Source organism: Sorangium sp. So ce367 (genome assembly GCF_051520455.1).
In the GTDB taxonomy this organism is placed as follows: Bacteria; Myxococcota_A; Polyangia; order Polyangiales; family Polyangiaceae; genus Sorangium; species Sorangium cellulosum_B.
Window position 1 is genome coordinate 9,177,163 of the sequence record NZ_CP150334.1, and the last position, 25,031, is coordinate 9,202,193.

Sequence of the window (25,031 nt, forward strand, 5' to 3'; positions counted from 1 at the left end):
TGGACACGGCCCCGCGTTCGGGTTTTACCTTCGGGCATGAGCTCTCGCCGAACAGGGTTGGTTCTGATCCTCGCGCTCGCGGCGGGCTGCGGCGCCCCGCCGCCAGCCGCCCAGTCGCCGGCGCAGCCCGCGTCGGAGGGGCCGACCGGCTCGGCGTCCCCGGAGCCGACGACCTCGGCCCCCCCGGAGCCGAAGCCCGCGGCGCCCCCGCCGGACGCGCAGGCCCCCGCGGCGGCGACGCCGGTCGAGGCGCCCCCGCCGCGGGCCACCTCGAGACCGGACGGCAACGTGAGGCCCGGCGCGGCCACCGCGACCGGCACGCTGGGGGGCAACATCTCCGAATCGCAGGTCCGCGACGTCGTGGAGAAGCACGGCGAGCTGTTCGACGAGTGCTACAAGATCGGCGTCAAGAGCTCGCCGAAGTTCACGGGGAAGGTGACCGTCAAGGCGACCATCGGTCCGACCGGCAGGGTGAACAGGGCTGACGTGGTGAGGTCGACGGCAAAGAATCAGCAGGTCGATCGCTGCGTGGCCGATACCTTCGAGAAGATGCAGTTCCCCTCGCCGCAAGGCGGGGTGACGACCGTCATCACCTTTCCCATCGAGTTCAGCGGCGTCGAGCTCGTGCAACCCTGAGGAAGACCGCGTCGGGCTTGAAATTTACAGCGCTTCACGGTGCGACGTCACACCACGAGGCATGGCCCGCACGGTCGACCCCACTGTTTGTCATGAGAACGGCTATTTCGCGTTGCGCAAAGCCCCGCCCGGAAGACACCATGACGCCTCGCTCCGGTGCTTTCGGCGGCTCGCCAGGGTCCGCCGCCATCAACGCCTAATTTCTTGGAGATAGACATGAACTCGAGATCTCGCCTCTCGTCCTTCGGTCGGGTTCCGGTCCGACATCTGCTGCGGGTCGCGTGCATCGCTGCGGCGCTGCAAGCGGCGGCGTGCTCCAGCGATGCCGGCCCCAGCAGCGCCGGGGACAGCGGCGGCACGACGGGGAGCTCGGGGAGCGCGGGCAGCACGGGCAGCGGCGGAGACGACCTCGGGGGCGTGGCCTCGGGCAGCGGCGGAGACGACTTCGGCAGCCTGACCACGGGCGTTGGCAGCGGCAACAGCAGCGCGGGGAGCGGCGCGCCCAGCAGCGAGGACACCTGCGATGGCCTGGACAACGACGGCAATGGCATCGTCGACGACGTCGACGTCGCCGGCGACGGCATCTGCGACTGCCTCCGCATCGCCACGCTGGGCGAGCCGGGCCAGTGGGGCGACGGCGACGTCTTCGAGTCCTGGTTGAACGAGCGCAGCATCAACGGTGCCTTCGGCCTGAACGGCGCCGAGCTCACCGCGGAGGAGCTCGCGAAGCACCAGGTCATCGTCATCCAGGACGTGAGCGACATCGGGCGCACGTACTCGGACGCCGAGGTCGAGGCGCTCCGCGACTGGATCTCGAAGGGCGGCGGCCTCATGACGTTGATCGGGTACGGCCAGACCCGGGAGCGCGAGAACGTCAACACGCTGCTCGCTCCGCTCGGCGTCAGCTACGACGCAGAGCAGATCCTCCCGAGGCGAGGCGGCGCCACGGTCCCCATCACGGAGTGGAGCGGAGGGCATCCGGTGCTCGACGGGATCGAGGCTGTCGGCGTGGACACCGGCTACCCGGTGATCGGCGAGGGCGCCACGCTGGCGACCGGCGACGGCTACGACGTGCTGAAGGCGCTGGAGGTCGGCGAGGGCCGGGTCCTCGTCTGGGGCGACGAGTGGATCACCTACAACAGCGAGTGGGTCGATCATCCCGAGTATCAGGTCGAGCGCTTCTGGCTGAACGCCATCAAATGGATGACGCCAGCCAACGAGTGCCAGGTGGCCATCCCACCGCAGGTCAACTGACAACTGAGCCCCTCGACCTCCCGCGCGGCGATCACGCCGCCCGGGAGCCCTCGGCGCGCCGCGGGCCGGTCACGGTCCGGTAGAGCTCCTCGTATTTGCCCACCATCACGGCGCTGCTGAAGCGCTCGCGCGCGCGGCGCGCGCAGGCGGCGCGATCGAAGCGGGCCAGGCCCGCCGCGAGCGCGGCGAGGCGCGACAGATCGCCCGGCGGCGCCAGGTAGCCGGTGACGCCCTCGTCGACGATCTCGGGGAAGGAGCCGCGGCGAAAGCCGAGCACCGGGGTGCCGCAGAGCATGGCCTCGATGGCGATCAGCCCGAACGGCTCCTCCCACTGGAGCGGGCAGAGGACGGCGCGGGCCCCGCGCAGGAGCGCGACCTTGCGGTCGTGGCCCATCTCCCCGAGGTCCGAACTCCCGCTCTCCCGGAGGCGCGGGGCGACCTCCTGGAGATAATAGATCTGGTCCTTGGGGTGCGCGCGGCCCGCGAGCTTGATCGGCAGGCCCGCGACCCTCGCGATGTCGAGCGCCAGGTGGGTCCCCTTCTCCTCGGCGTAACGGCCCAGGTGGGCGAGGTAGCCCTCGTCGCTCAGGCTCGGCGGATAACGCGCCGGCGTGACGCCGTGATGGATGACGCACGAGCGCGGCAGCGGGATCTCCAGGGCGCGCTGCCGCGCGCTGATCGCCACGTACGCGACCTCCGGGTGGCGCGCGTAGATGCGCGAGCTCTCGCCGCAGGGCGCGTGGTGCAGGGTGTGCACCACCGGGACGCAGACGAAGCGGGTGAACGGGACGGCGATCGGGCTGTTCACGTGGATCACGTCGAACCCGTCCTCGCGCGCGATCTCCGAGAAGGCCCAGGCGACGTGGTTGACCTCGTCTTCCGGCGCCGGAGGCCAGTTCGGGCTCCCGTAAAGGGACCGGCGACGGCAGGTGACCACCGAATCTCCCGTCGCGAAGAGCGTGACCTCGTGTCCACGCGCCGACAGCCCCTCGGCCAGCTCGTGACAGAAGAGCTCGGTCCCGCCGTACCCGGAGGGAGGCACCCGGATGAACGGGGTGGAAACGATCGCGATCCGCATGCTCTTTGCTCCTCGGTCGCCGCGCCGCGACCGGGGCGCCATGCTCGCCCCCGCTCGCAGCGGAGCGCAACCCCGCGCTTAGGACCCATCAACGAGCATGCCAGCGGGCTGCTCCCCACCTGCTCGGCCGAGGGAGCGCGCGAGGACAGCTGCTGCGCAGCAGACGCAGCGCGGCGCCCGCCAAGTCAGCGCGATCCGGACCGGCGCGCGGCGGTGCGGCGCTTTCTTCAGGCCTCCCGTGCGTCTAGGATGCGCCCTCCCGCTCGCTCCTGCGCGCGGGGCAGCGCGGGAAGCGTCGAGAGCCCGAGCGCCCCGGCCAATCTGCACACAGGTGGTCAATGTCTTCGAGATCGAATCGTTACGGATCCGCGCTCGCGTTGAGCATTTCGCTGGTGGCCGCCGCGGGCTGCCAGATGGCCACGATGCCCGATCGCGGCCTCATCAATGAGGACACGGGAGGGGGCGGCGGACAGGGAGGAACGGGCGGCGGCGGTGGCTCCGGCGGCAATGACGGCGGCGGCGGGAGCAGCGACGGCGGCGGTGGCTCCGGCGGTGGCGATGGTGGCTCCGGGGGTGGCGATGGTGGCTCCGGGGGTGGCAACGGCGGGAGCGACGGTGGCGCCGGCGGAGTCGATGGCAACGGCGGCAACGGAGGCGACGCTGGAGCCGGCGGGGACGGCGGAGCGGGCGGCATCGACGGCTCCGGCGGCGGCGGCGGCAGCGTCCCGTGCACCGGCGACGCCGACTGCCCCGCGCCTGACAGCGAGTGCGCGATCGCGAGGTGCATCGACGGTGGATGCACGACCGTGCCCGTGGCCTCGGGGACGCCCGTGAAGGAGCAGATGGCCGGCGACTGTCGCGAGCGCGTCTGCGACGGTGACGGCGCGGTCACGGAGGTCGACGACGACGACGATTTGCGCGACGACCACAGCTCGTGCACGGTCGACTCCTGCCGCGATGGCGCGCCCATCAACGACCCGGTCGAGGCCGGCACCTGGTGCTCCCTGGCCGACGGCGGGCTGTGCAACCCAGCCGGGGTTTGCGTGCAGTGCCTCGCCGACTCGGACTGCCCGACCGAGGTCTGCATCGACTACGTCTGCCAGGTCGCCTCGTGCGAGGACGGCCTGCACAACGGCGACGAGGGCGGCATCGACTGCGGCGGCAGCTCCTGCCCTGCGTGCGGGGCGCCGGCCAGGGTGACCTCGGTCGATTATCCGGTCATCGCCGTCGGCGGCGCGCTCGTGCTCACCGGCTCGGGCTTCACCGGGGCGACGGGGGTGACCGTGGGCTTCGCGGCGCAGCCCTTCACGATCGACTCCGACACGCAGATCACGATCCCCGCGCTCTCGGACGCGACGCCGATCGGCCCGGGGGACATCGTCGTGAACCGGCCGGGGGCGCGGTGGACGTCGTTCCCGGTGACGGTGATCCAGCTCCAGATCAACGAGGTCGACGCCGACACGGCGGACAGCGCTGACGTGCTCGAGTTCATCGAGATCAGCACGGGCTGGCGGTACGTGAGCCTCGCCGGTTACACGCTCGTGCTCTTCAACGGGGCCACCGACGGCTCCTACCGCGCGATCGCGCTCGACGGCACGACGGACGGGGGCGGGCTCCTGCTCGTCGGCAACAGCGGCGTCGAACCGACGCCCACCCTCGTCTTCCCGACCAACATCCTGCAGAACGGCCCGGATGCCGTCGCCTTGTACCAGGGGCTGCCCGCGGAGTTCCCCACGTCCACGCCGGCCACGGCGACGCGCCTCATCGACGCGCTCGTCTACGGACCGGCGGCCGAGCCGGACGCGCAGCTCTTGAACGCCCTGATCTCCAGCGCTCCGGGGCGCGTCCAGGTCAGCGAGGGCGCGACCTCCGCGCTGTCGCAGACGCAGTCGATCCAGCGCTGCGCCGACGGCCTCCGCGACGGCCGCCGCTTCGGGGCGGCGGCGCCCACCCCGCGCAGGCCCAACACCCTCCCCTGCCCCTGAAGGCGCGGCGCAGCTGGCAGCGCGCCGCGCCGCCGCCGCGCCGCCGCCGCCGCCGCCGCCGCCGCCGCCCGGCGCTGGGCTCCGGGGCTCAGCGCTCGATGTGGATGTCGAAATCCTCGATGCTCACGGCGAGCTCGTAGCGCTGCTCGATGAGCCCCGCGAGCTCGGGGAACCCGTTCAGCGTGTCGCGCGAGTCGATCACGTCGCCGGTCACCGAGGGGAAGACGTCGTGGCGCTCGACCACGATCGCGGCCGGCGGGCTCGCGGCGAGGTCGCGCATCAGCGCGTCGCGCGCCTCCTGCCGGGCCCACGCCGCGCGCTGCGGGACGTTGTAGAGGTAGCGCGTCGCCGGCGGGCGATCGGCGAGATCGTAGATCACCGGTTCGAAGCCCCACACGAACACGGGGCGCCCCGGCGCGACGCGCTCGCGCAGCCACGAGGCGACCTCCCGGTTCGCCGCGGCGTTGACGTCGGCGACCGACGCGAGGCGATCGAGGCGCGCCTGATCCCTCGCGCCGGTGGCGAGCACGGCGATCCGCTTGGCGCAGCGCTCGATGTAGTCGTCGGCCACGTCCTTCGTCGCGGAGCGGGCGAAGGCGGTCGCGACGAGCGCCGCGAGGAGCGCCGCCGCGGCCGCCTTCGCGCCGGACCGGGTGCACCGCTGCCACGCCTTCCAGAGGCCGAGCGCGGCGAGCATCGCGGTGAGCGGCCACGTCGCGCCGTAGTGGTAGGGGAAGAACTTCGCCTGCATCACGACGCCGACGAGGTGCATGGCGATCACGCCCGAGAGCAGCGCCACGCCCGCCCGCTCGTGGCGTTCGGGGTGCAGCGCGACCAGGCAAGCGAGGCCGAACGCGAGCGGGCCGGAGTAGTGGACGAGCCACTCGCAGGCGCCGTACCACGCCATGCCGAGCACGCTCGCGCCGCGCCACCCGAGCGCGGTGTAGTGCGGCGTGAAGACGAAGAGGACCTCCCGCAGATCGCCGAGCGCGCCCCTCAGGGCGAACCAGGCGGCGCAGGCGAGCACGGGGAGCACGCCGCCCAGCGCGATGAGCAAGGCGGGCCGGAGCGCCGCCCAGAGGAGCGCGGCCGCCGTCGATCGGACCGGCCCGGACGCAGGCGGCGCAGGGCGCGCCGGCTCGCCGTGGAGCGCGGTCGGACCGGCGTCGCTCCGGCGCTGGACGGCGGCCCGCTCCGCGCCGCGCCGCGCGAGCTCCGCGAGGGCGGGCGCGGCCAGCGCGACGGCGAGCACGACGCCGCCCCCGGCGAGGGGCGGCTTGAGGAGGCCGGCGGCGCCGAAGAGCGCGCCCGACACGACCAGCGCGGCGCCGCGCGGCGCCGGGCGGGGCGCGCCGTCGCGGCCGCGCGGCGTGGCCACGAGCAGCGCGGCGATGGTGAGCATGCCGCCGAACGACTCGGGCTGCGCCGTGTGCCAGAAATCGAGCTGGGCGTGCACCAGCACGGCGAGCGCCGCGGCGACGACCCCGATCCGCCGGTCGCCGAAGAGGCGGGCGGCGAGCGACGCCATCGCGAGGCACATGCCGGCGAGGCCGAGGACCTCGAGGACGCGGATGCCCCACTGCGCGGGGCCGAAGAGGGCGCGGGCGAGCGCGTAGATGAGGAAGATGCCGGGCGGCTTGAAGTCGAACGCGTCGCGGTAAGGCATGCCGCCGTCGAGCACCGTACGCGCGACCATGGCGTAGATGCCCTGATCGCGGCCGTAGCCGTAGGTCAGCACCTGCAGCAGCAGGAACGCGATGACGACGAGCGAGGCCGCCCGGATCGCCCGCGCCCCCACGACGCGCGGCGGCCCGGCGGCGAGGGGCTCGCGCCCGCTCTGGCTCGAGGGGGCCAGGGGGGCGGGGGCTGCGGTCGCATCCTGCGCGGCGTCACGCACGGGGCCCTTGTACCGGCTGGGGCCCAAAAAGGATACACACCGGACGAACACTGTGTCGTTGCCCTCGAAGGGCGGGCGGCGTATACGACCCTGCCGCCTTGCCCGGAGAGGTGAAACGGGCGCTCACGGCGGCGCGCGTTGGAGGCGCGAGAAGCGATGGTCGAAGTCCGCATGCCACAGCTCGGTGAGAGCGTGGTCGAGGGAACCGTCTCGAGGTGGCTCGTGCGCGAGGGCGATTTCGTCAAGCGCGAGCAGCCGCTGCTCGAGGTCGCGACCGACAAGGCCGACACGGAGATCCCGGCGCCCGTCGCGGGTCGTGTCGCGCAGATCGCGGTGGCCGAGGGCACCGTCGTCGCCAAGGAAGGTCTGCTCTGTCGGATCGACGAGACGGCGCAGGGCGAGGCCCAGGCGACGGCCCAGCGCGCGAGCGCGCCGCCGGCGTCGGCGCCGTCCGAAGCGCGGCCCGCCGCGCCGGCGCCCGGCAGCAACGGACACGACGAGAGCGCCCGCCCCCTGACGAGCCCGTCGACGAAGAAGCTCGCGCGCGAGTCGGGCGTCGACCTGCGCGACGTGCACGGGACAGGCGATCACGGCCGGATCACCCGCGACGACGTGATGCGCGCGGCGCACGGCGCGCCGGCCGAGCCGGCGCCTCAGCCGAGCGCGGCGGCCCAGCCGGCGAGCGCGGCGGCGGAGCTCTCGCAGCTCATCCAGGCGAGCGGCGGGTTCGTGCCGCCGGTGCCCGGCGTCGGGTACGGCGCGTACAAGGTGCCGCCGTACTCGCCGAAGCCCGGCGACAAGGTGGTGCCCTTCAGCCGGCGCCGCCGCATCACCGCCGACCACATGGTCTACTCCAAGGTGACGTCGCCGCACGTGGTGACGGTCGCCGAGGTCGACCTGCACGAGACGTCGAAGCTGCGCGACCTCCACAAGGACGAGTTCAAGCGGGCGGGCGTGTCGCTGACGTTCCTGTCCTTCATCTGCGCCGCGGCCGTCCGCGCGCTGCGCGAGCACCCGGAGTTCAACGCTCGAGTGCTCGAGAACTCGTACGTGGTGCTGCGCGACGTCAACCTCGGCGTGGCGGTGGACACGCCCGGCGGCCTCATCGTCCCGAGCATCAAGCACGCGGACGAGCTGTCGCTGCGGGGCATCGCGAGGAGCATCGACGAGCTGGCCGGGCGCGCGAAGTCCGGCAAGATCACGGCCGACGATCTCGCGAACACGACCTTCACGGTCTCGAACCCCGGCCTCAAGGGGAACCTCTTCGGCGGCGCGATCATCTCGCAGCCGAACGTGGGCATCCTCCGGATGGGGGAGATCAAGAAGCGCGTCGTGGTGGTCACGAAGGACAAGGAGGACTCGATCGCGATCCATCCGGTCATGTTCCTCGCGCTGTCGTACGACCACCGCATCATCGACGGGGTGCTGGCGAACTCGTTCCTCTGGCGCGTCACCGACATCCTCACACGCGGGGAGTTCGAGGTATGAGCGCGACAAGCGAAGTGCAGGGCCTGCGGGCACTCAACGAGGTCGATCCGGAGATCGCCGAGCTGATCCGCCTGGAAGAGCGGCGGGAAGCGGACACGCTCCGGCTCATCGCGAGCGAGAACTACGTGTCTCGGGCGGTGCTCGAGGCGACGGGCTCGGTGCTGACGAACAAGTACTCCGAGGGGTACCCGCACAAGCGGTATTACGAGGGTCAGCAGCAGATCGACGTGGTGGAGGAGCTCGCGCGGACGCGGGTGGCCAAGCTGTTCGGGGCCGACCACGTGAACGTGCAGCCCTACTCCGGGAGCCCGGCCAACCTCGCCGTCTACCTCGCGTTCGCGCAGGCGAACGACACGATCATGGGCCTCGGCCTGCCCGCGGGCGGGCACCTGACCCACGGCTGGTCGGTGAGCATCACCGGGAAGTACTTCAAGAGCGTGCCGTACGGGGTTCGCGAGAGCGATCACCGCATCGACCTGGATCAGGTCCGCGACCTGGCGCGCGCCCACCGGCCGAAGCTCATCTGGTGCGGGACGACGGCGTACCCGCGCACGCTCGACTTCGCCGCGTTCCGGGCGATCGCCGACGAGGTGGGGGCGATCCTGGCGGCGGACATCGCGCACATCGCGGGGCTCGTGGCCGCGGGGGTGCACCCGTCGCCGGTGGGCATCGCCGACGTGGTGACGTCGACGACGCACAAGACCTTCCGGGGCCCGCGCGGCGCGATGATCCTCTGCAAGAAGGAGCACGCGGGCGCGATCGACAAGGCGGTGTTCCCCGGCCTCCAGGGCGGTCCGCACAACCACACGACCGCGGCCATCGCGGTCGCGGCGAAGGAGGCCTCGGAGGACGGGTTCCGGGCCTACGCGAAGCAGATCGTGGTGAACGCGCAGGCGCTCGGGCGCGCGCTGGAGTCGCGCGGCTTCCGGCTCATCACCGGCGGGACCGACAACCACCTCTTGCTGATCGACATGACGCCGAAGGGGATCGCGGGCAAGCCGTACGCGCAGGCGCTCGATCGCGCGGGCATCGTGGCGAACTACAACTCGATCCCGTTCGATCCGCGCAAGCCGTTCGACCCGTCGGGGCTCCGCATCGGCACGCCGGCGGTGACGTCGCGCGGGATGGGCGTCGCCGAGATGGAGCGCCTCGCGGCGTGGATGGATGAGGTGGCGCAGAACGTGAACGACGAGGCGCGCATCGCGCGCATCGCCGCCGAGGTCGCGGAGCTCTGCCGCGGCTTCCCGGCGCCCGGCATCCGGCTGTAGCCAGCGCTGCGGCGAGCCAGGGCGCTGCGACCGAGGACGCCACGGAGAGCGATCTCCTGGCGTCCTCGGCGCTTTTGTGGCCGAGACCCGAGGACGCCGGGGAGAGCGATCTCCTGGCGTCCTCGGCGTCCTGGCGGCGTCACTTCACGTAGAGCTGCGCGGCGGCGACGCCCGATCCGGACGTGGCCTTCACGATGTACTTGGCGTTGATGCCGACGGGGAGCGACCAGCGGTAGCAGTTGCCCCGACCGCCGAGCGCGGCGTTCGCGCCGGTCGAGTTGTCCTGCGCCAGCACCGATGAGCCCATCGGGATCGGGGTCAGCGCGACCAGGCTGATGTCGAGCTCGGTGATCCCCGCGCCGACACCGACGATCGTGTAGCATTTGCCGGGCATCAGCTGGATCTGCTGCTCGAGGGTCTGTCCGGCGCTGAACTGCCCCGCGATCGGCCCTCCCTCCTTCGTCATGCCGGGCGCCTCGGTCGCAGCGAGGTTGTTCAGCGGGATCGTCGCGGCGGAGGCGAGGTTCGGATCGATCGCCGACGCGCTGCCGGAGCTGCTCCCGCTCCCGCCGCTCGGGGCCGGCTGCTGCCCGCCGGTCTGCTGGCCAGGGAGCGGGAACGGCCAGGGAAAGCCGCCAGGCTGCGCCGTCGGGGCAGGCTGCGTCGTCGTCGGAGCAGGCTGCGTGGGGGCGGGCTGCGTCGGGGCAGGCTGCGTGGGGGCGGGCTGGTACCCCGGCTGCTGGTACCCGGGCTGCTGATACCCCGGCTGCTGGTACCCGGGCTGCTGATACCCCGGCTGCTGGTACCCGGGCTGCTGATATCCAGGCTGCTGATAGTAGCCGGGCGGGGGCTGGTTCGCGTAGTTCGGCGGCGGCGTGGACGCCTCCCGCTGTTGACAACCAGCAGCGAGGGCGGCGGTGAGGACCAGGGCGGGCAGGACGCCAATCTTACGGAGCAAAAGAACCTCCTCGAATTTCCGGCAGAACGCCGCGTTCAATCTCACTGACGGGCTCGCGACGCAACGGGTGGCTCGCGGGAGCTCCCCGACGCGCCCCCCGAAGCCCGCTCAACCGAGCTCCAGGTCCGTCCGCCGGATGTCGCTTTGGACGTTGCACGCCCTCGCTTTCATCGCGCCCATCCGACGGATTGATGCTGCTTCTGCCATGATTTCCCGGGTTATTGCGGCCAGGCGCGGCTGGCCCGGGTCAAAAAGTGAGGTAGCCTACGGCATGACCGACCACGGCTCCCGAGCGAAGCTCGATCGTCCCGGAGAGTTTGCTCAGTGGTTCCTGGAACGAGAAATGCTGGCGAGCGCCGGCATGGGGCTCGCGGCCGACAGGGCGCGGCTGCACCTCGGACGCGCGGTCACGTTCCTGGAGCAAGGAATGCTGCGCGAATCGCTGGTGGAGGCGAACTCTGCAGCGTACCTCGATCAGGCGATCCGACCCGAGGCGCTGCTCATTGCGCGCATGTGCATCCTGCGCGAGTTCGTGGGCGAGTCCGGCGGCTGAGCGGCGCGACGGCGCGAGAGGTCGAACGCCCGCGCCGGCTTGCCGGCAGGCTTGCGCCGCCGGCGCAGCCGCGCAAGACGCCTCGCACATAGCCCCCGCCCCCTGGCGGGTGTATGAGCGCCGCGAGCACAGCTGTCCCATCGAGGGGCCGCGGCGTGCGGCAGGGCTGTGCGCGAGGAGGCCGCAGATGACGGTGACGGGTAGGTCGTTGGGTTCAGCAGTGCTCCTGGCGCTGTCGGTGGCAGCGCTGGGCTGCGGCGGCAGCAGCAAGGAGTCGGAGTTCGCGGACGACGCTCCGGACGCGGGGACGCCGCCGCCCCCGCAGCCGACAGCGTCCGTGCCGCCCCCGGACGCCGGCTTGGCCCCCGTCGCGGTGCCCACGGTGGCGCCCTGCGATGGAGTCCAGTCGCTCGCGATGACGACCATGTTCCAGGGCCGCTCTGCCGGCGAGGCGCCGAAGATGCAGCCGGAAGGGGCGCCCGTCTGCAGCGTGGTGCCCGAGGGACAGACGGCCTCGGGGCAGACCTTCATGCTTCAGCCCGGCAATTGCTACACGTTCCTGGCGCAGGCGCTCCCCACCGTCACCGAGGTGGACGTCCAGCTGGAGCTCGACCTGAACGCCGGAGGACAGCCCGGGCTCGCTGCGTTCAACCTGAAACCGGTGCTCGCCGTCGACTCGGACACCGGGCCGACTGCCGCCATCGGAGCCAAGCAGAGCTGCTACCAATGGCCGTTCCCCATCGCGGCGACGGCCAAGCTGGTTGTCAAGGCGCGCACCGGCTCGGGACCGGTGGCGGCCCAGGCCTACAGCCGCAAGAAGTGAGCTGACCTCGCCGCGGGGGCGGCGGCGGCATCGAGCCGCCCGGCCCCCGGCGGCAGCGTGTCGCCGGGGCGCCGGAAGGGCGCCCCGCCGCGCGCGCTGGGCCCTTCCGCCGCCCCGGCGATGGCGCGCCGAGGCCATGGAGCAAGAACGGCCACGTCGCCGTGGCCGCCCTGCGCTCCGCTGGGAGATCCCCTAAGACTACAGGAGCGCGTCCTTGATGGCCTTGATCGGCCGAGCGCGGACCGACTTGCTCGCCGGCTTCGCGGCGAAGGTCATCGGCTGCTTGGTAAACGGGTTGATCCCCTGGCGCGCCTTCGTCGCAGGGCGCTTGACCACCCGGAACTTCGCGAAGCCGGGCAGCGTGAACACGCCCGACTTCTTCAGCTCGCGATGACCGATCGTGATGAGGGACTCGAGAACGTTCTTCACCTGCTTGCGGCTCAGCTCATCACCGGCAGCTTCGGTGATGGCCTGGATCAGGCCGCTCTTGCTCAACGTCTTCTTCGCGCCGCCCCCGGCCGTCTTCTTACTTGCCATGGCACTCTCCTCGGACATGAGCTCGCGCGCGACACCTCGCCGCGCACAGCCTCAGTGAACCTTACACACGACACAGGACAAAAAAAGACAAAACTGCGGGGAGAAATAGCGATTTCTGAGACGGGGCATCGCGCGGACCCCTGAAAGACCGCGCCGGAGCGGTGCGCCAGAGGGGCAACCCGCCGCCGGGAAGGGCGGCGGCGCGGCGCCGTCGAGGGCCGGAGAGCGTCAAAAAACGCCTGGAATCGCGCGGTTTTGGGCGCTCCACGGTCCTGCGCGCGCCGCCTGGGGCGGCCGCGGAGGCGGCCGCCGCGACCTGGGCATACCCGCGGAGAGGCGCGGGACAGGCCCTCAGCCGGCGCGCAGCTCGTCGAGCAGCGCCCGGGCCGCCTCGAGCGAGCCGTCCTCCGAGACGGACTTGTCGAGCATCAGGCGCGCTTTCCGGCGGTCGCCGGCCGCGAGCGCCATCGCCCCGAGGTGGTAATAGGCGAGCGCCCGCGCGGCGGGCGACGTGCCTCCCTCGCCGGGCTCGGGGGAAATCTTCATCAGGGTGACCGCGCGGTAAGCGCGCGCGGCGATGTCCTCCTCCCCCAGCCCGAGCGCGCTCTCGCCGAGCTCCATGGCGATCTCGCCGTTCTGAGGATCGTTCTCGAGCGCCCTCGTGAGCGCCGTGAGCGACTCGTGGAGATTGCCCTCGGCGTCCTCGATCCGCGCGACGCGGTGGTAGACGGCGCCGAGGTGCCGCGAGCGACGCCCCTTGGCAGCCACGATGAGCTCGGCGGTGACAGCGCGCGCCTCCCTCGAGTCGCCCGCGGCGATCAGCGCGTCCACGAGCAGGAGGGCGACATCGTTATCTTCGGGGCGCAGGGAGCGCGCCTCCCGGAGCGCCGCGGCCGCTTGCGCGGCGTCACCGACGTCGAGCAGCAGGCGGCCGGCGGCGACGAGGAGCGTGAAGCGGCCGGCCACGTCGGACGCCGCGGCGGCGTCCTCGAGCGTGATGGCGGCGAGCTCGCGGTTCGCGCCGATCTCGGCGTAGAGCGCGCGCAGGCGGTCGCGGATCTCGGTGTTGCCCGGCGCGGCGCGGAGCGCGCGCTCGAGCCCGCCGCGGGCGTCGCCCAGGTGGCCCGCGCGCGCGCACGCGCCGGCCAGGAGCAGCGCCGTGGCGACGAGGGCGTCGCCCTCCTCGAGCGCGATGAGCCTGCGGTAGACGGCGCTCGCGGCGTCCCACCGCGCGGCGGACTCCTCGAGGCCGGCGAGCGCCTTGAGCGCGGCGCGGTCCTTGGAGTCGGCGTGCAGGAGATCGCCGAGGTGGGCGCGCGCGCGCTCGACGTCGCCCGAGCGCGCGAGGATCTCGGCGAGGCGCAGCCGGAGCGCGCGCGGCGAGGCGGCGCCCGCCGCCTCCGCCGCGGCCTCGCTGGGCGCGCCCGCGGCCTCGGCCTCGGCGGACCGCGCGCCCGCGTGGTCCGCGCGCGCGAGCGCCCGCTCGAGCTCGGCGACGAGCTCGCTGGCGTACTCGGCGCCGCCGAGCGCGTAGGCGCGCTCGAGATCGGCGAGGGCGCGGTCGCCCTGGCCGAGCGCGCCGTGGACCTCGGCCCGCGCGCGGTAGAGCCACGGGTCGTCCGGGCTCGCCTCGAGCGTCGCCGTGAGCGCGCGGGCCGCGCGGGCGTGGTCGGAGACCGCGCCGCACGCGTCGATGAGCGCGATCAAGACGTCGCGATCCCCGGGCGCGACGCGGAGGGCGCGCTCGAGGAGCTCGGCGGCCGCCGCGGCGTCGCCCGCGCGATCGCGGAGGATCTCGGCGGCGCGGCAGAGCGACTCGACGCGCGCCTCGTCGCCGTCGGCGCCGTGCGCCGTGAGCACGTGGAGCTCGGCGAGGGCGTGCCAGGCCTCGCGGGCCGCGTAGCGCGACGCGAGCTCCTCGCGGAGCCGGTCGTTCGCGGGGTAGACGGCGTACCCGGCCTTGAGGGCGGCCTCCGCCGCGGCGTCGTCGCCGCGCGCGCCGTGCAGCTCGGAGAGCTCCAGGGCGAGCTGGGCCGCCTCGCCGCCCTGCTCGGTGCGCAGGAGCTTCTCGAGCGCGTCGATGAGGTCGTCCGCGCTGTCGCGCTTCCGGCTGAGGCGCACGAGCGCGCGGAGCACGTCGCGGTTCGCGCCGTCCCAGTCCGCGGCCCCGAGGTAGACGTCGCGCGCGCCGCGATCGTCGCCGCGCTGCTCGAGGAGGGCGCCGAGGCGCATCGAGATCGACGCGATCGACGCGACGTCCGCGCGATCCTTGGCGGCGTCGAGCTGCAGCGCGAAGAGCTCGCCGAGCTCGTCGGTGCGGCCGGCCTCCTCGAGCATGGTGGCGAGGAGGATGGCGGCCTCCACCTGGGTCGGATCCTCGTCGAGGATGTCGCGGAGCAGGGCCGCCGCCTCCTCCGGCGACTCCCGCGCGAGGAGGCGCGCGCGCTCGAGGCGCAGCGCGCAGCGCTCGGAGAGATCGTCGACGAGGGGCGCCGTCTCCTCGAGCAGCGCGGCGAGGCGCGCGGCGTCGCCGCTCCGCCGGTACACGCCGGCGAGGGGCGTCCAGATCTCGCGCTCGGCGGGCTCGCGGGCGCGGAGCTCCTCGTAGAGGCGCGCCGCGCGGGAGAGGTCGGCGAGCGGGCCGGCGGCGAGCTCCGCGGCGTGCAGGAGCAGCGCGCGCTCCTCCTCGGGCGCCGAGGCGCGCGCGGCGCGCTCGCAGAGCGACGCGGCGGCCGCGAGATCGCCGGCCTCCTCGCGGAGCTCGGCGAGCGCGACGAGCGCCCACGCGGAGCCGGACGGATCGGACGATTCGGACGATTCGGACGATTCGGACGATTCGGACGTAGATCGCGCGCCCGAGCCGACGATGCGCAGCAGGATCGACTCGGCCAGCCCGCGATCGCCGAGCGCGCGGGCGGTGCGGACGGCCTCCTCGAGGACCCCGGGGCCCTCGATCTCGGCGAGGAGCAGCAGCGCGTCCACGAGGGCGCGCGGCCGCCCGCTCTGCCGTGCGAGGCGCTCGAAGAGGCGGATCGCGCGCGGGTTCCTCGGATCGGCGCGGAGCGCGTCGCGCAGGATCGCCTCGGCCCGGTCCGGATCGGCGTGGAGGTCGAGCGCCTCTTCGAGGAGCGAGATCGCCGGATCGACCTCCGCCGCGTCCGCCGCGAGCAGCGCGGCCAGGCGGTACCGCGGCGCGGCGCGATCCGCGCCGCCCTCGGGGGCGGCCGGCGCGTCGGCGAGGCCGATGCGCTTGCGGAGGACGTCCGCCTGCGCGGCGCGATCGCCGAGGCGCGCGTAGATGGCCTCGAGCGAGCTCCACAGCTGCTCGATGTCGGCGCCCGCGTCGCGGCCCGCGCGGGCGTGGGAGGGCGCGCCGGCCGCGATCTTCGCCTCGGCGCGGCGGTAGACGGCCGCGGCGCGCTCCTGGTCGGCCGGCGAGAGCTCGAGGGCGCGGCCGAAGCGGAGCAGGAGCGCGACCTCGTACGGCTCGGAGGCCGCCCGGGCGACGAGCCGCTCGACGAGGTCGAGGTACCGCTGCGTCTGGCCGGAGCGGCGCGCGAGCTCGAGGGCGGCGTCGTGCGCGGCGCCGGCGCCGGGCGTGAGATCGAGGGCCCGCAGGCGGGCCGAGAGCGCGAGCTCCGGGCGATCGAGCGGGCCTTCGTAGAGCGACGCGAGCTCGCCGAGCGCGGCGGCGGCGTCCTCGGCGGGCCCCTCGGCAGGGCCGGCGAGCCGCGCCTCGAGGGCGCGCGCGAGCAGGTCGTGGCGCCCGCGGGCGCGCAGCGCGGCGAGGAGCTTCTCGTGCTCGGCGTCGCTCTCGCGCGCCGCCTCGAAGGCGGACTCGACGTACTCCGCCTCGCGGTCGGGCGCCCCCTGCCGGCGCGCGATCTCGCCGAGCGCGAGCAGGACCTCGGCCCGGCTGAACGAGGTGGAAGACGGGAGGCCCACGCTGGAGCGCGTCGGCGGCATCGTGCTGCGGCGCACGCCGACGAGCCCCTCGCCCTCGTCGCGGGGCCGGCGCGCGACGAGCAGCAGCGCGCGGTAGGCGCGGTGCGCGCGCTCGAGCTGGCCGTCCTCGAGGGCGAGGCCGGCGAGGCCGTGGAGCGCGTCGGGGTGCGCGGGGTCGACGCGCAGCGCGAGGTCGAACTCCGCCATCGCGCGGGCGCGATCGCCCGTCGCGAGCGCGACGCGGGCGATCTCGTGGTGGACGAGCGCGCGCTCCTTGGGGCGGCGGGCGCCGAAGTCGGCGATGATGCCGCGCAGGGCCGCGGTCGCGTCGTCGGTCCTGCCGGCGGCGGAGAGGGCGCGGCTCCGCGCGAGGCGCAGCGAGAGGTCGTCCGGCGCGAGCGCGATGGCCTCGTCGAACAGCGGGATCGCGGCGGCGGGCGAGCCGCCCCGCGTGAGGTAGAGGTCCGCGGCCTCGCGGAGGAGCGAGAGCCGGGCGGGCGCCTCGTCGGCGCGCGCGGCGTCGCCCGCGATGAGCGCGGCCAGGGCGCTCCACGCGCCCGAAGCGCGGTAGAGGTACGCGAGCCGCTCGCGGAGCGGCGTGGGCTGCGCGGCGCGGGGCAGCGCTCGCTCGAGGGCGGCGCGGGCGCGATCGGCCTCACCGGCCTCGAGGTACGCGTCCGCGAGGCGGAGCGCCGCCTGGTGAAGCTCGTCGGGCGCCGCGCCGGCGCAGAGCCGCTCGAGCGCCTCGGCGGCGGCCGCGTGCTCGCCGCGGCGCGCGAGCAGCCGGGCGAGGGCGTCGAGCGCCTCGACGGACCCGATGTCCGCGGCGCGGCGGTAGCTGGCGATCGCGCGCTCGGGCTCGTTGAGCTCGTGCTCGGCGAGGGACGCCGCCTGGAGCCAGAGCTCGGCGGCCGCCGCGCCGGCGTCCGCCGACCCGCGCGCGGCCGCCTGCTCCTCGCGGAGCAGCATGAGCTCCCGGTGCAGCCCGCCCGCCTCGAGGAGCGAGGCGAGCCTGTCGATCGACGCGCCGTGCCCCGGGCTCTCCGCGAGGTTCCGGCGCAGCAGCGCGATCGCCTCGGACGCGCGCGTGGCGTCCGCGAGGAGCTCGGCGGCGTCGTAGCGGAGCGCGACGCGGCGATCGAGATCGCCAGAGACCTCGATCTGCAGCTCGCGCAGGCGCACGAGCTCCTCGCGCCGCCCGGCCGCCCGGAGCAGCGCGGCGAGGCTCTCGCCGACCGGCTCGTCCGTCGGATCGTCCGCGAACAGCCCGCCGTAGAGGGCGATCGCCTCGCCGGGCTCCGCCGCCTCGGCGGCGACGCGCAGCAGCCGGCGCCGCTCGCTCGGCGCGAACGGGAGCGCGGCGCCGCGCCGGCACAGCGCGACGATCTGCGGCCTGTCGCCCGCGCCCTCGAGCATGCCGACGAGCGCGTCGATCGCCCAGAGGGCGGCGCGCGAGGCCGGCCACGCGCCGGGCGCAGGGGGCTGCTCCTCCTCGTCGGCGAGGCGCTGCACGGCGATCTCGAGGAGCTCCGCCGCGATCTCGCGGGCCCGCGCCGCGTCGCCCGCGTCGCGCGCCGCCTCCACCGCCTCGCGGTAGAGGGCGAGGTCGTGCCCGGTCGCCGCGGCGAGCCGGAGCAGCGTCGGGACGAGCGAGGGCCCGCGCCGCCGCCGCAGGAGCTCCGCGAGATCGAGCAGGATCGCGCGGTTCCCCGGGTCGTGGAGGAGCGCGCGCTCGAACGCGCGCTCGGCGGCGTCCTCGTCGGCGCGCGCGTCGCGGTGCCAGCGGCCCACGCGGGCCGTGAGGTCGCGGAGCGTGGCGGCAGGGACGTCGCCGCGGCGCTCGAGCTCGGGCAGCGCGTCGGCGATCGTGCGCCAGCGGCCCGCGAGGTCCGTGAGCCGCAGGAGGCCCTCGGGCGGCTCGGCGCCGGGCGACAGGAGGAACGCGCGGAAGGCGAGCTCGAAGGCGCCCTCCCGGTCGTCGCCCCGCTCCTCGAGCAGCGCCGCGGAGGCCTTCAGGATGGCGACCCGCTCGGCGTCCGTCCCGGCCGCGGCGAGCCGCGGCTCGAGCAGCGCGATCTGGCCGCGCCAGTCGTCCGCGTCGGCGCAGATCTCGAGCAACGCGCCGACGGCGGCGACCAGCGCGCCGCGGTGCTCGGCCGAAGCCGGGTCGATGCGGCGCAGCAGCTCCTCGAGCCCCGCGCGCGGCGCGGGTGAGCGCGCGGCGCGCTCGCCCCCTTCGGCCGCCCCCCACTCGCCCTCCCCGCCAGAGCCCTCGAGCCCCGCGCGGCGCGCGTCCCGCTCGGCCTCGTGCGCGCGGCGGTAGCCCTTCACGGCGAGCTCCCACGCGAGCGTGCGATCGCGGTGCGTGTCGCCGAGGCGCTGGAAGAGCTCCACGCTGCGCGCCGCGCCCGCGCCGCCGGGGAGCGCGCCGGCCGCGGACGCCTCGACCTCGAGCAGCGCGACGAGGTCGCCCCAGCGCTCCGCGCGCGTGTAGAGCGCGGCCAGCGCGTCCCCGCTCTCCGGGTCGGGCGCGAGCTCCTCGCGGATGCGGCGCCAGGTGGCGATGGCCTCGTCGGCGTCGCCGAGCTCGCGCTCGAAGAGCCGCGCGACGCGCCCGAGATCGCGCCGGCCGCCCGCGCCGCCGCGCACGGCCGCGCGGCGCTCCAGCACGACCGTGAGCTCGCGGTACCGCCCGCCCTCCTCGAGGAGCGCCGCGAGGCCGTCGAGCGCCGCGAGATCCTGGCGGTCGTCGACGAGGCGCGCCGAGTACGCCGCGATCGCCCGCGCCTCGTCGCCGAGCCGCGAGGAGGCGAGCCGCGCGAGCTCGCCGAGGGCCTCGCGCCGCGCCGCCGGGTCCGTCTCGATCGCGGCGAGCGTGTCGAGCACGTCGCACCGCTCGGCGACGCGGTCGGCCTCCGCGAAGAGCCGATCGAGCGCGCGGGCGGCGTCCCGCGCGGCCTCCGCGTCGCCGCTCGTCTCGGCGAGCGAGAAGAGCCGGCGGAAGAGCGCGATCGCCCCGTCGGCGTCGCCGATCCGGTCGCGGCGGAGGAGCGCGGCGTCGCGCACGAGCGAGAGCGCCTGCCGCGCGTCGCCGGCGCGCGGCTCGGCCGCGGCGAGGACCTCGGCGAGGCGGTCGTGCCGGCCGAGGCGCTCGGCGAGCTCGGCGAGCTCCGCGCGATCGCCGGCCTCCGACGGCCTGAGCTCGACGAGCTCGGCGAGCCGCGCGAACGCGCCCGGCTCGTCGCCGAGGGCGTCGCGGCGGAGCCGCACGATCTCGCGCAGCAGCGCCGTGCGGTCGCCGGCGTCGGCGCCCTCGAGCTGGATCTCGAGCACGCGCACGAGGTCCGTGGGCCGCGCCTCCTCGCGGTAGTGCTCCGCGAGCAGCGCGGCCGACCGCTGCCGCGCGGCGAGCGCGCCGGCGGGCGCCTGCTCGGGCGGCAGCGCCCCGAGGATCCGCTCGAGCAGCGCGAAGGCGTCGACGGGGCGCGGCGCCGCGCGGGCGGCGCGCGGCTCCGGGGGCGCGTCGAGGAGCCGCTCGACCACGGGGAGCGCCGACGCGGCGTCGCCGACGCCCTCGATCCAGAGGAGCGCGACGCGCTCGCGGAGCCGATCCGCGGCGTCGCCGGAGAGCCTCGGCAGCTCGGCCGACAGGAGATCGATGAGCGGGCGGTGCCTGCCGTGCCGCTCGTAGAGCCGCTCGAGCGCGGCGCGGGTGCGCGCGTCGCCCTGGAGCGGCAGGAGCTGCTCGAGGTAGCGCATCGTGCGCTCGCCGTCGCCGGCGAGGTCGCGCGCGACGGCCGCGGCGTCCTCCAGCAGGAAGACGCGCTCGTCGGCCGCCGAGGTGCGCTCGAGCATCCCGTCGTAGAGCGCGAAGAGGTCCTCCCAGCGCTCGGCCGCGTTGTAGGCGAGCTTCAGCCGCTCGAAGCCCCAGAGCGAGCCGGGCACGAGCTCGACGAGCCGGCGGAGCAGCGCGAGGGCGGCCTCCGGCGCGTCGAACCACTCCTCGTGGTGCTCGACGGCCCGCCGGCCGATCTCCTCGACGATGTCGGGCGGGAGCGCCGCGCCCGCGTCGAGCGCCGCGGCGTGCGCGGCCGCGACGCGCTCGGGCTGCTTCGCCCGGCGGCCGAGCTCCTCGAGGCGATCCCAGAGGGCGAGCTCGCCCGGCAGCTCGGAGACCGCGCGCAGGGCGACGTCGAGGCCGCGCGGCGCGTCGTGGTCGTGGTGATCGAGCAGGCGCTCGAACCAGCCGCGGCGGACGGCGGCGCGCTGCGCGGCCGCGAGGCTGCCCGCGTCGAGCAGGGCGCCCGGCGCGGCGTCCGCCGGCGAGCTCGCGAGGAGCGCCTCCAGCAGCGCGACGCGCGCCTCGGGATCGTCGAGCGCGTCGCACGCGCGCTCGAGGAGGAGCGCCGCGCGCGCCTGCGTCTCGGGGCGCCCGAGCGCGCGCTGCACGATCTCGATCACCGCGGGCTCGATCGTCCCGGCCTCGATCGCGGGCGCGACCGCGTCGAGCGCGTCCGCCGGCCGATCCAGCCGATCGAAGAGGAGCGTCGCGAGCTCGACGTCCAGCGCGACGCGCGCGCTGCCCTGGCTCCGGTCGCGGCGCGCCGCGAGCACCTCCGCCGCGCCCTCGTGATCGCCCACCTCGGCGAGGAGGCGCCCCCGCGCCGCGAGCGCGTCGTCGTTCTCGGGATCCGCCTCGAGCAGGCGGGCGTAGAGCGCCGCGGCCGCCGCGCGGTTGCCGATCTCCTCTTCCCACGCGGCCCACGCGGAGAGCGCCCTCGGGCGCTCGCCCTCGTGCCCGCGCTCCACGAGGAGCGTGAAGAGCCAGCGCCGGTCCACGCGGCGCGCGAGCGTGTCGGGGCTCTGCGCGAGGAACGCGCGGAACGCCTCCAGCGCGGCGGCGTCGAGCGCGCCCGGCGCGGCGTCGCCGTCGTCCTGGGGCGAGAGCAGGCGCCGGTAGACGGACGCGGCGTCGTCCTGCCGCTCGGGATCGGCGGCGAGCACGCGCGCGAGCGCCGCCTCGATCGCCCGGGCGCGCGCCGCCGCCTTGCCGGCGGCCGCGCCCCCCTCCCCCTCGGCCCTCATGCGATCGCGCAGATCGAGCGCGGCGTCGACGAAGCGCGACGTCGCGCGCGCCCGGATCGCCGCGTCCTCGAGCGCCGCGAGCGCGGCGAGCGCCTCGTCGTCGGACGTCGCCGTCTCGATCAGGACCTCGCAGACGGCCGCGAGCCGGGCCCAGGCCCCCTGCCCGCGGTAGAGCGCCGCGAGGCGGGCGGCGGCGTCGCGGTGCTTCGGCGCGACGGAGAGCACGCGCTCGTAGAGCTTCTGCGCGCGCTCCGGATCCGCGAGCGGCCCCTCGGCGAGCCCGGCGGCGCGCTGCCAGGCCGTCACGGCGGCGTCGAGGTCGCCCGGAGCGGCCTGCGTCGCCGGGGCGTCCGCCGCGCGCGCGGCGTCGGGCGCGTCCGCCGCGTCGGCCGCGTGGATTCCGAACGCCGCGAGCTCGCCGAGGCGCTCCAGCCAGAGCGCCTCGTCCTGGGGATCGCCCGCGGCGGCGACGCGCCGCTCGAGCACCTCGCGGAGCAGCGCCGGATCGCCCGCGGACAGCGCGAGCGCCTCCATCGCGGAGAGCGCGGCGCCGTCGAGCGCCGCGCCGCTCGAGAAGATCGCGCGGTAGTGCGCGACCGCGCTCGGGACCTCCCCGCCCCTCGCGGCCGCGTCCGCCATGCGCAGCTCGTGGGCGACGCGCGCGTCGGGCGCCACACCCGGGAGCCGCTCGGCCAGCGCGCCGTAGAGCGCGCCCCACGCGTTGCCCGCCGCGTACGTCTCGAGCAGCGCCTCGTACGCCGCGTCGTCGCCCGGGTCGTCCTCGATGGCCGCGCGGTACGTCGCGGCCGCCCCGGCGAGATCGCCGACGTCGCGGCGCTGGATGGTGCCGATCGCGTGCAGGAGCTCGCGCCGCCGCGCGGGCGCGCACGGCTGCGCGAGCGCCTCGCGGTAGAGCGCGAGCCGCTCCTCGGGGCTGCCCTGCTCGCGCAGGAGCGCGTCGACGCGGGCGATGAGGTCGAGCGACGAGGGCTCGAAGGCGAGCGCGCGGCGGTAGAGGGCGAGCGCCTGCGTCACGTCGCCGCTCGCGAGCAGCGCCTCGCCCGCGCGCCGCGCGAGGTGCGACAGCGCCGGGCTGTCCACGGCGCGATCCCCGAGCGCCCCCGCGAGCGCCGGCGCGCGGCGCGCGGACTCGCTGCCGTGCTCCGTCAGCCGCTCGACCTCGGCGACCCACCGCGCGAGCCGCTCCGGCGCGTGCGCGGTCGCGAGCGAGAGCCCGCGCGCCGAGAGATCGAGCGCCTTCTTCGGGTCCCTGAGCTCGCGCTCGGCCACGGAGGCCGCCTCCTCGAGCGCCGCGAGCCTGCCCGACACGTCGGCCGGCGCCGGCGCGGACGCGCCGGGGGCCCACACGACGGGCCCGAGCTCCGCCTTCGTCTCGAGCACGCGCACGAGCAGCGGCGCCGCCTTCTCCGCGCGCGCGATCGGCTCCAGCACCGCGCAGGCCGCGAGCCGCTGATCGTCGGTCAGCAGCAGGTGGGAGCTCTGCCGCGACGATTCCGCGGCGGCGGCGCTGTTGCCCGGGGGCGCGCCCAGCATCTTCTCGACCGCGAGCCGGCTCGATCGGTCGGTCGGATCGAGCGCGAGCGCCTCGCGGTACGCGGCGATCGCGCCGGCCGGATCGTCGAGCCGCGCCATGCGGACCGCGCCGATCCGGGCGAGCACCGAGGCGCGGTCCTGCCCGGCCGCGAGCTCGGCCTCGGCCTCGAGGAGCGCCTCGAGCTCGGCCCAGCGCCGCTCCTGCTCGAGCAGCGGGATGAGCCGCGCGTGCGCCTCGCGCGACGCCCCGAACGCCGCGAGGTAGCGGCGCCAGGCGGCGACGGCGGCGGGCAGATCCGCGAGCCGGGTGCGCAGCTCGGCCGCGCGGAAGGCGAGCTCCCGCGCCGCGCGGCGGTCCGGCTCCGCCTCGGCGCGCCGCTCGAGGACCCACGCGAGGCCCTCGTGCGCCGACGTGGCCTCGTACAGCCGCTCGAGCGCCGCGAGCGCGCCCGGCTCGCGCGAGGAGCCCGACTCCGCGAGCCTGCGGTAGGCCGCGATCGCGCCCGCGGCGTCGCCGAGCTCCTCCTCGTAGAGGCGCGCGAGCCGCTCCGCCGCGGCCTCGCGCGCCTCGGCCTCCGGCTCGGCCCCGGCGAGCCGCTCGAGCGCGCCCGCGAGCCCGCGCGCGTCGCGCTCGCGCTCGCAGAGCTTCGCGAGCCCGCGGGCCGCGCGCCGCGCGGCCGCGTCGTCGGGCTCGCCGTCGAGCGCCTGCTGGAACGACGCGCGCGCCTTCCTGCCGTCCCCGAGGCCCTCGTACAGCTCGCCGAGCTCGGCGGCGATGCGGGCCTTGAGCGGCTTGTCCTTGGCGCCGGCCGACGCGCGCACGAGCACGCGCGCCGCGTCGGCCTGGCGGTCGAGCGCCGACGCGAGCGCGACGAAGCGCTCGCGCACCGCCTCGTCGGACGGGTCGACCGCGAGGATCTGCTCCGACAGCGAGATCGCCGACGCGAGATCGCCGAGCCGCTGGAACTGCAGCTCGACGAGCCGCTTCTGCACCTCGACGCGGCGCGGCCCGCGCAGGTTCTCGATCTGGAGGGCCATCATCCGCGCCGCCTCCTCCGCGTCCCCGCGGCGCGCGTGGGCCGCCTCGAGCGCCGCGGCCGCGCGCACGAGCACGGTCTTGCGCGCGAGCAGGGCCTCACCGGCGCGGAGGGCGGCCTCGTGGTCCGGGCTCTGCGCGAGCACCTCCTCGACGTGCGGCAGCGCCCGCTCGAGCTCCTTGAGCGGGCCGCTGTAGAGGTCGATGAGCCGCGCGCGGATCTCGAGCGCGTCGGGCGGCGGCGCCTCCGCGGTGAGCGCCTGCTCGAGCATCCTCGCGATCTCCTGGTTCCGCCCGGCGCGCGCGTAGCGCGCCTCGAGCTCCCAGCGCGCCGAGGCGTCGCCGGGGTCGACCTTGAGGATCTGCTGGAGCAGCTTGATGGCGCGCTCCTCGTCGCTCGCGCCGTTTCCGTTGACGTCGACGAGCTCGAACGCGCGGCGGAGCAGCGACAGCTGCTCGGCGCGGTCCGCGCGGTGGCCCGCCGCGAGGGCGTAGAGGTCCGCGAGCTTCGCCGGCTCGTTCGCCTCCTGGAGGATGCGCTCGAGCCGGAAGAATGCCTCCTGGTGCGATGGCAGCACGGAGAGCGCCCGCTCGAGGTAGGGGCGAGCGCCGCCGGGGTCGCCGAAGGAGTCGGCGAGGAACTCGGCGGCGCGCACGAGGACCTCGGCCTGGGCGGCCTGCGGGAGCATCCCGAACCGCCGCTCGCCGACGAGGCGCTCGTAGGCGAACGCGAGCTCGGAGAACCGGTCGTGGCGGGCGGAGGCCTCGTGGAGCTTCGCCCACAGCTCCGGGTGCAGGCTCCCCTTGGCCGCCGCGGCCACGAGCACGTCGAGCGCGGCCGCCTCGTTGTCGATCCCCTGCTCGAGCGCGGCTTCGAGGTTGTCGATACGGAACGAGACGCGCGCGCTCTTCGTGTCCTGCTGCATGTGGATCC

The 25,031-nt window shown here is 75.2% G+C and carries 12 protein-coding genes; 7 read left to right on the plus strand and 5 right to left on the minus strand.

Translation table 11 applies throughout. The annotated features are described in order from the left end of the window. Nucleotides 1-36 precede the first annotated feature (36 nt). Entirely contained in the window at nucleotides 37-636 is a 600-nt protein-coding gene (locus tag WME97_RS34890; protein ID WP_437544055.1) for a TonB family protein, read from the plus strand. Nucleotides 637-852: 216 nt separating this feature from the next. Next, on the plus strand, nucleotides 853-1,890 hold the full coding sequence (locus tag WME97_RS34895) for a hypothetical protein (RefSeq protein ID WP_437544057.1): 1,038 nt from the start codon (nucleotides 853-855) through the stop codon (nucleotides 1,888-1,890). 31 nt (nucleotides 1,891-1,921) lie between these two features. Here the strand turns inward: WME97_RS34895 and WME97_RS34900 are convergent, their stop codons facing one another. Next, a complete protein-coding gene (locus WME97_RS34900) occupies nucleotides 1,922-2,968 on the minus strand; it encodes a glycosyltransferase family 4 protein (RefSeq protein ID WP_437544059.1) in 1,047 nt (348 codons plus the stop codon). 377 nt (nucleotides 2,969-3,345) lie between these two features. On the opposite strand from WME97_RS34900, the gene WME97_RS34905 reads away from it, so the two are divergent. Next, nucleotides 3,346-4,953 carry a hypothetical protein gene (locus WME97_RS34905; protein ID WP_437544061.1) on the plus strand — a complete coding sequence of 536 codons (1,608 nt, stop codon included), beginning with the start codon at nucleotides 3,346-3,348 and terminating at the stop codon, nucleotides 4,951-4,953. Between the two features lie 88 nt (nucleotides 4,954-5,041). On the opposite strand, the gene WME97_RS34910 is transcribed toward WME97_RS34905, so the two are convergent. Beyond that, complete coding sequence (locus WME97_RS34910) at nucleotides 5,042-6,850, minus strand: ArnT family glycosyltransferase (RefSeq protein WP_437544063.1); 1,809 nt, start codon at nucleotides 6,848-6,850, stop codon at nucleotides 5,042-5,044. Nucleotides 6,851-7,006: 156 nt separating this feature from the next. Between WME97_RS34910 and WME97_RS34915 the strand changes: the two genes are divergently transcribed. After that, nucleotides 7,007-8,338, plus strand: coding sequence for a dihydrolipoamide acetyltransferase family protein (locus WME97_RS34915; RefSeq protein WP_437544065.1), 1,332 nt, complete (start codon nucleotides 7,007-7,009; stop codon nucleotides 8,336-8,338). Further along, on the plus strand, nucleotides 8,335-9,606 hold the full coding sequence (gene glyA, locus WME97_RS34920; RefSeq protein ID WP_437544067.1) for a serine hydroxymethyltransferase: 1,272 nt from the start codon (nucleotides 8,335-8,337) through the stop codon (nucleotides 9,604-9,606). The genes WME97_RS34915 and glyA overlap by 4 nt, the downstream gene beginning before the upstream one ends. 139 nt (nucleotides 9,607-9,745) lie before the next feature. Here the strand turns inward: glyA and WME97_RS34925 are convergent, their stop codons facing one another. Further along, nucleotides 9,746-10,564, minus strand: a complete 819-nt coding sequence (locus tag WME97_RS34925; RefSeq protein ID WP_437544069.1) for a hypothetical protein — start codon at nucleotides 10,562-10,564, stop codon at nucleotides 9,746-9,748. Between the two features lie 271 nt (nucleotides 10,565-10,835). Here WME97_RS34925 and WME97_RS34930 point away from each other — a divergent pair, with 271 nt between their 5' ends. Then, nucleotides 10,836-11,117 (plus strand): hypothetical protein, encoded by a 282-nt coding sequence (locus WME97_RS34930; protein ID WP_012239207.1) that lies wholly within the window; start codon nucleotides 10,836-10,838, stop codon nucleotides 11,115-11,117. A 208-nt stretch (nucleotides 11,118-11,325) separates the two neighbouring features. Further along, a complete protein-coding gene (locus WME97_RS34935; RefSeq protein ID WP_437544071.1) occupies nucleotides 11,326-11,940 on the plus strand; it encodes a hypothetical protein in 615 nt (204 codons plus the stop codon). Nucleotides 11,941-12,138: 198 nt separating this feature from the next. On the opposite strand, the gene WME97_RS34940 is transcribed toward WME97_RS34935, so the two are convergent. Both WME97_RS34940 and WME97_RS34945 read right to left on the minus strand, forming a co-directional pair. Then, nucleotides 12,139-12,477 carry an HU family DNA-binding protein gene (locus tag WME97_RS34940; protein WP_012239209.1) on the minus strand — a complete coding sequence of 113 codons (339 nt, stop codon included), beginning with the start codon at nucleotides 12,475-12,477 and terminating at the stop codon, nucleotides 12,139-12,141. Nucleotides 12,478-12,828: 351 nt separating this feature from the next. Next, nucleotides 12,829-25,023, minus strand: coding sequence for a tetratricopeptide repeat protein (locus WME97_RS34945; RefSeq protein ID WP_437544073.1), 12,195 nt, complete (start codon nucleotides 25,021-25,023; stop codon nucleotides 12,829-12,831). Nucleotides 25,024-25,031: the final 8 nt, after the last annotated feature.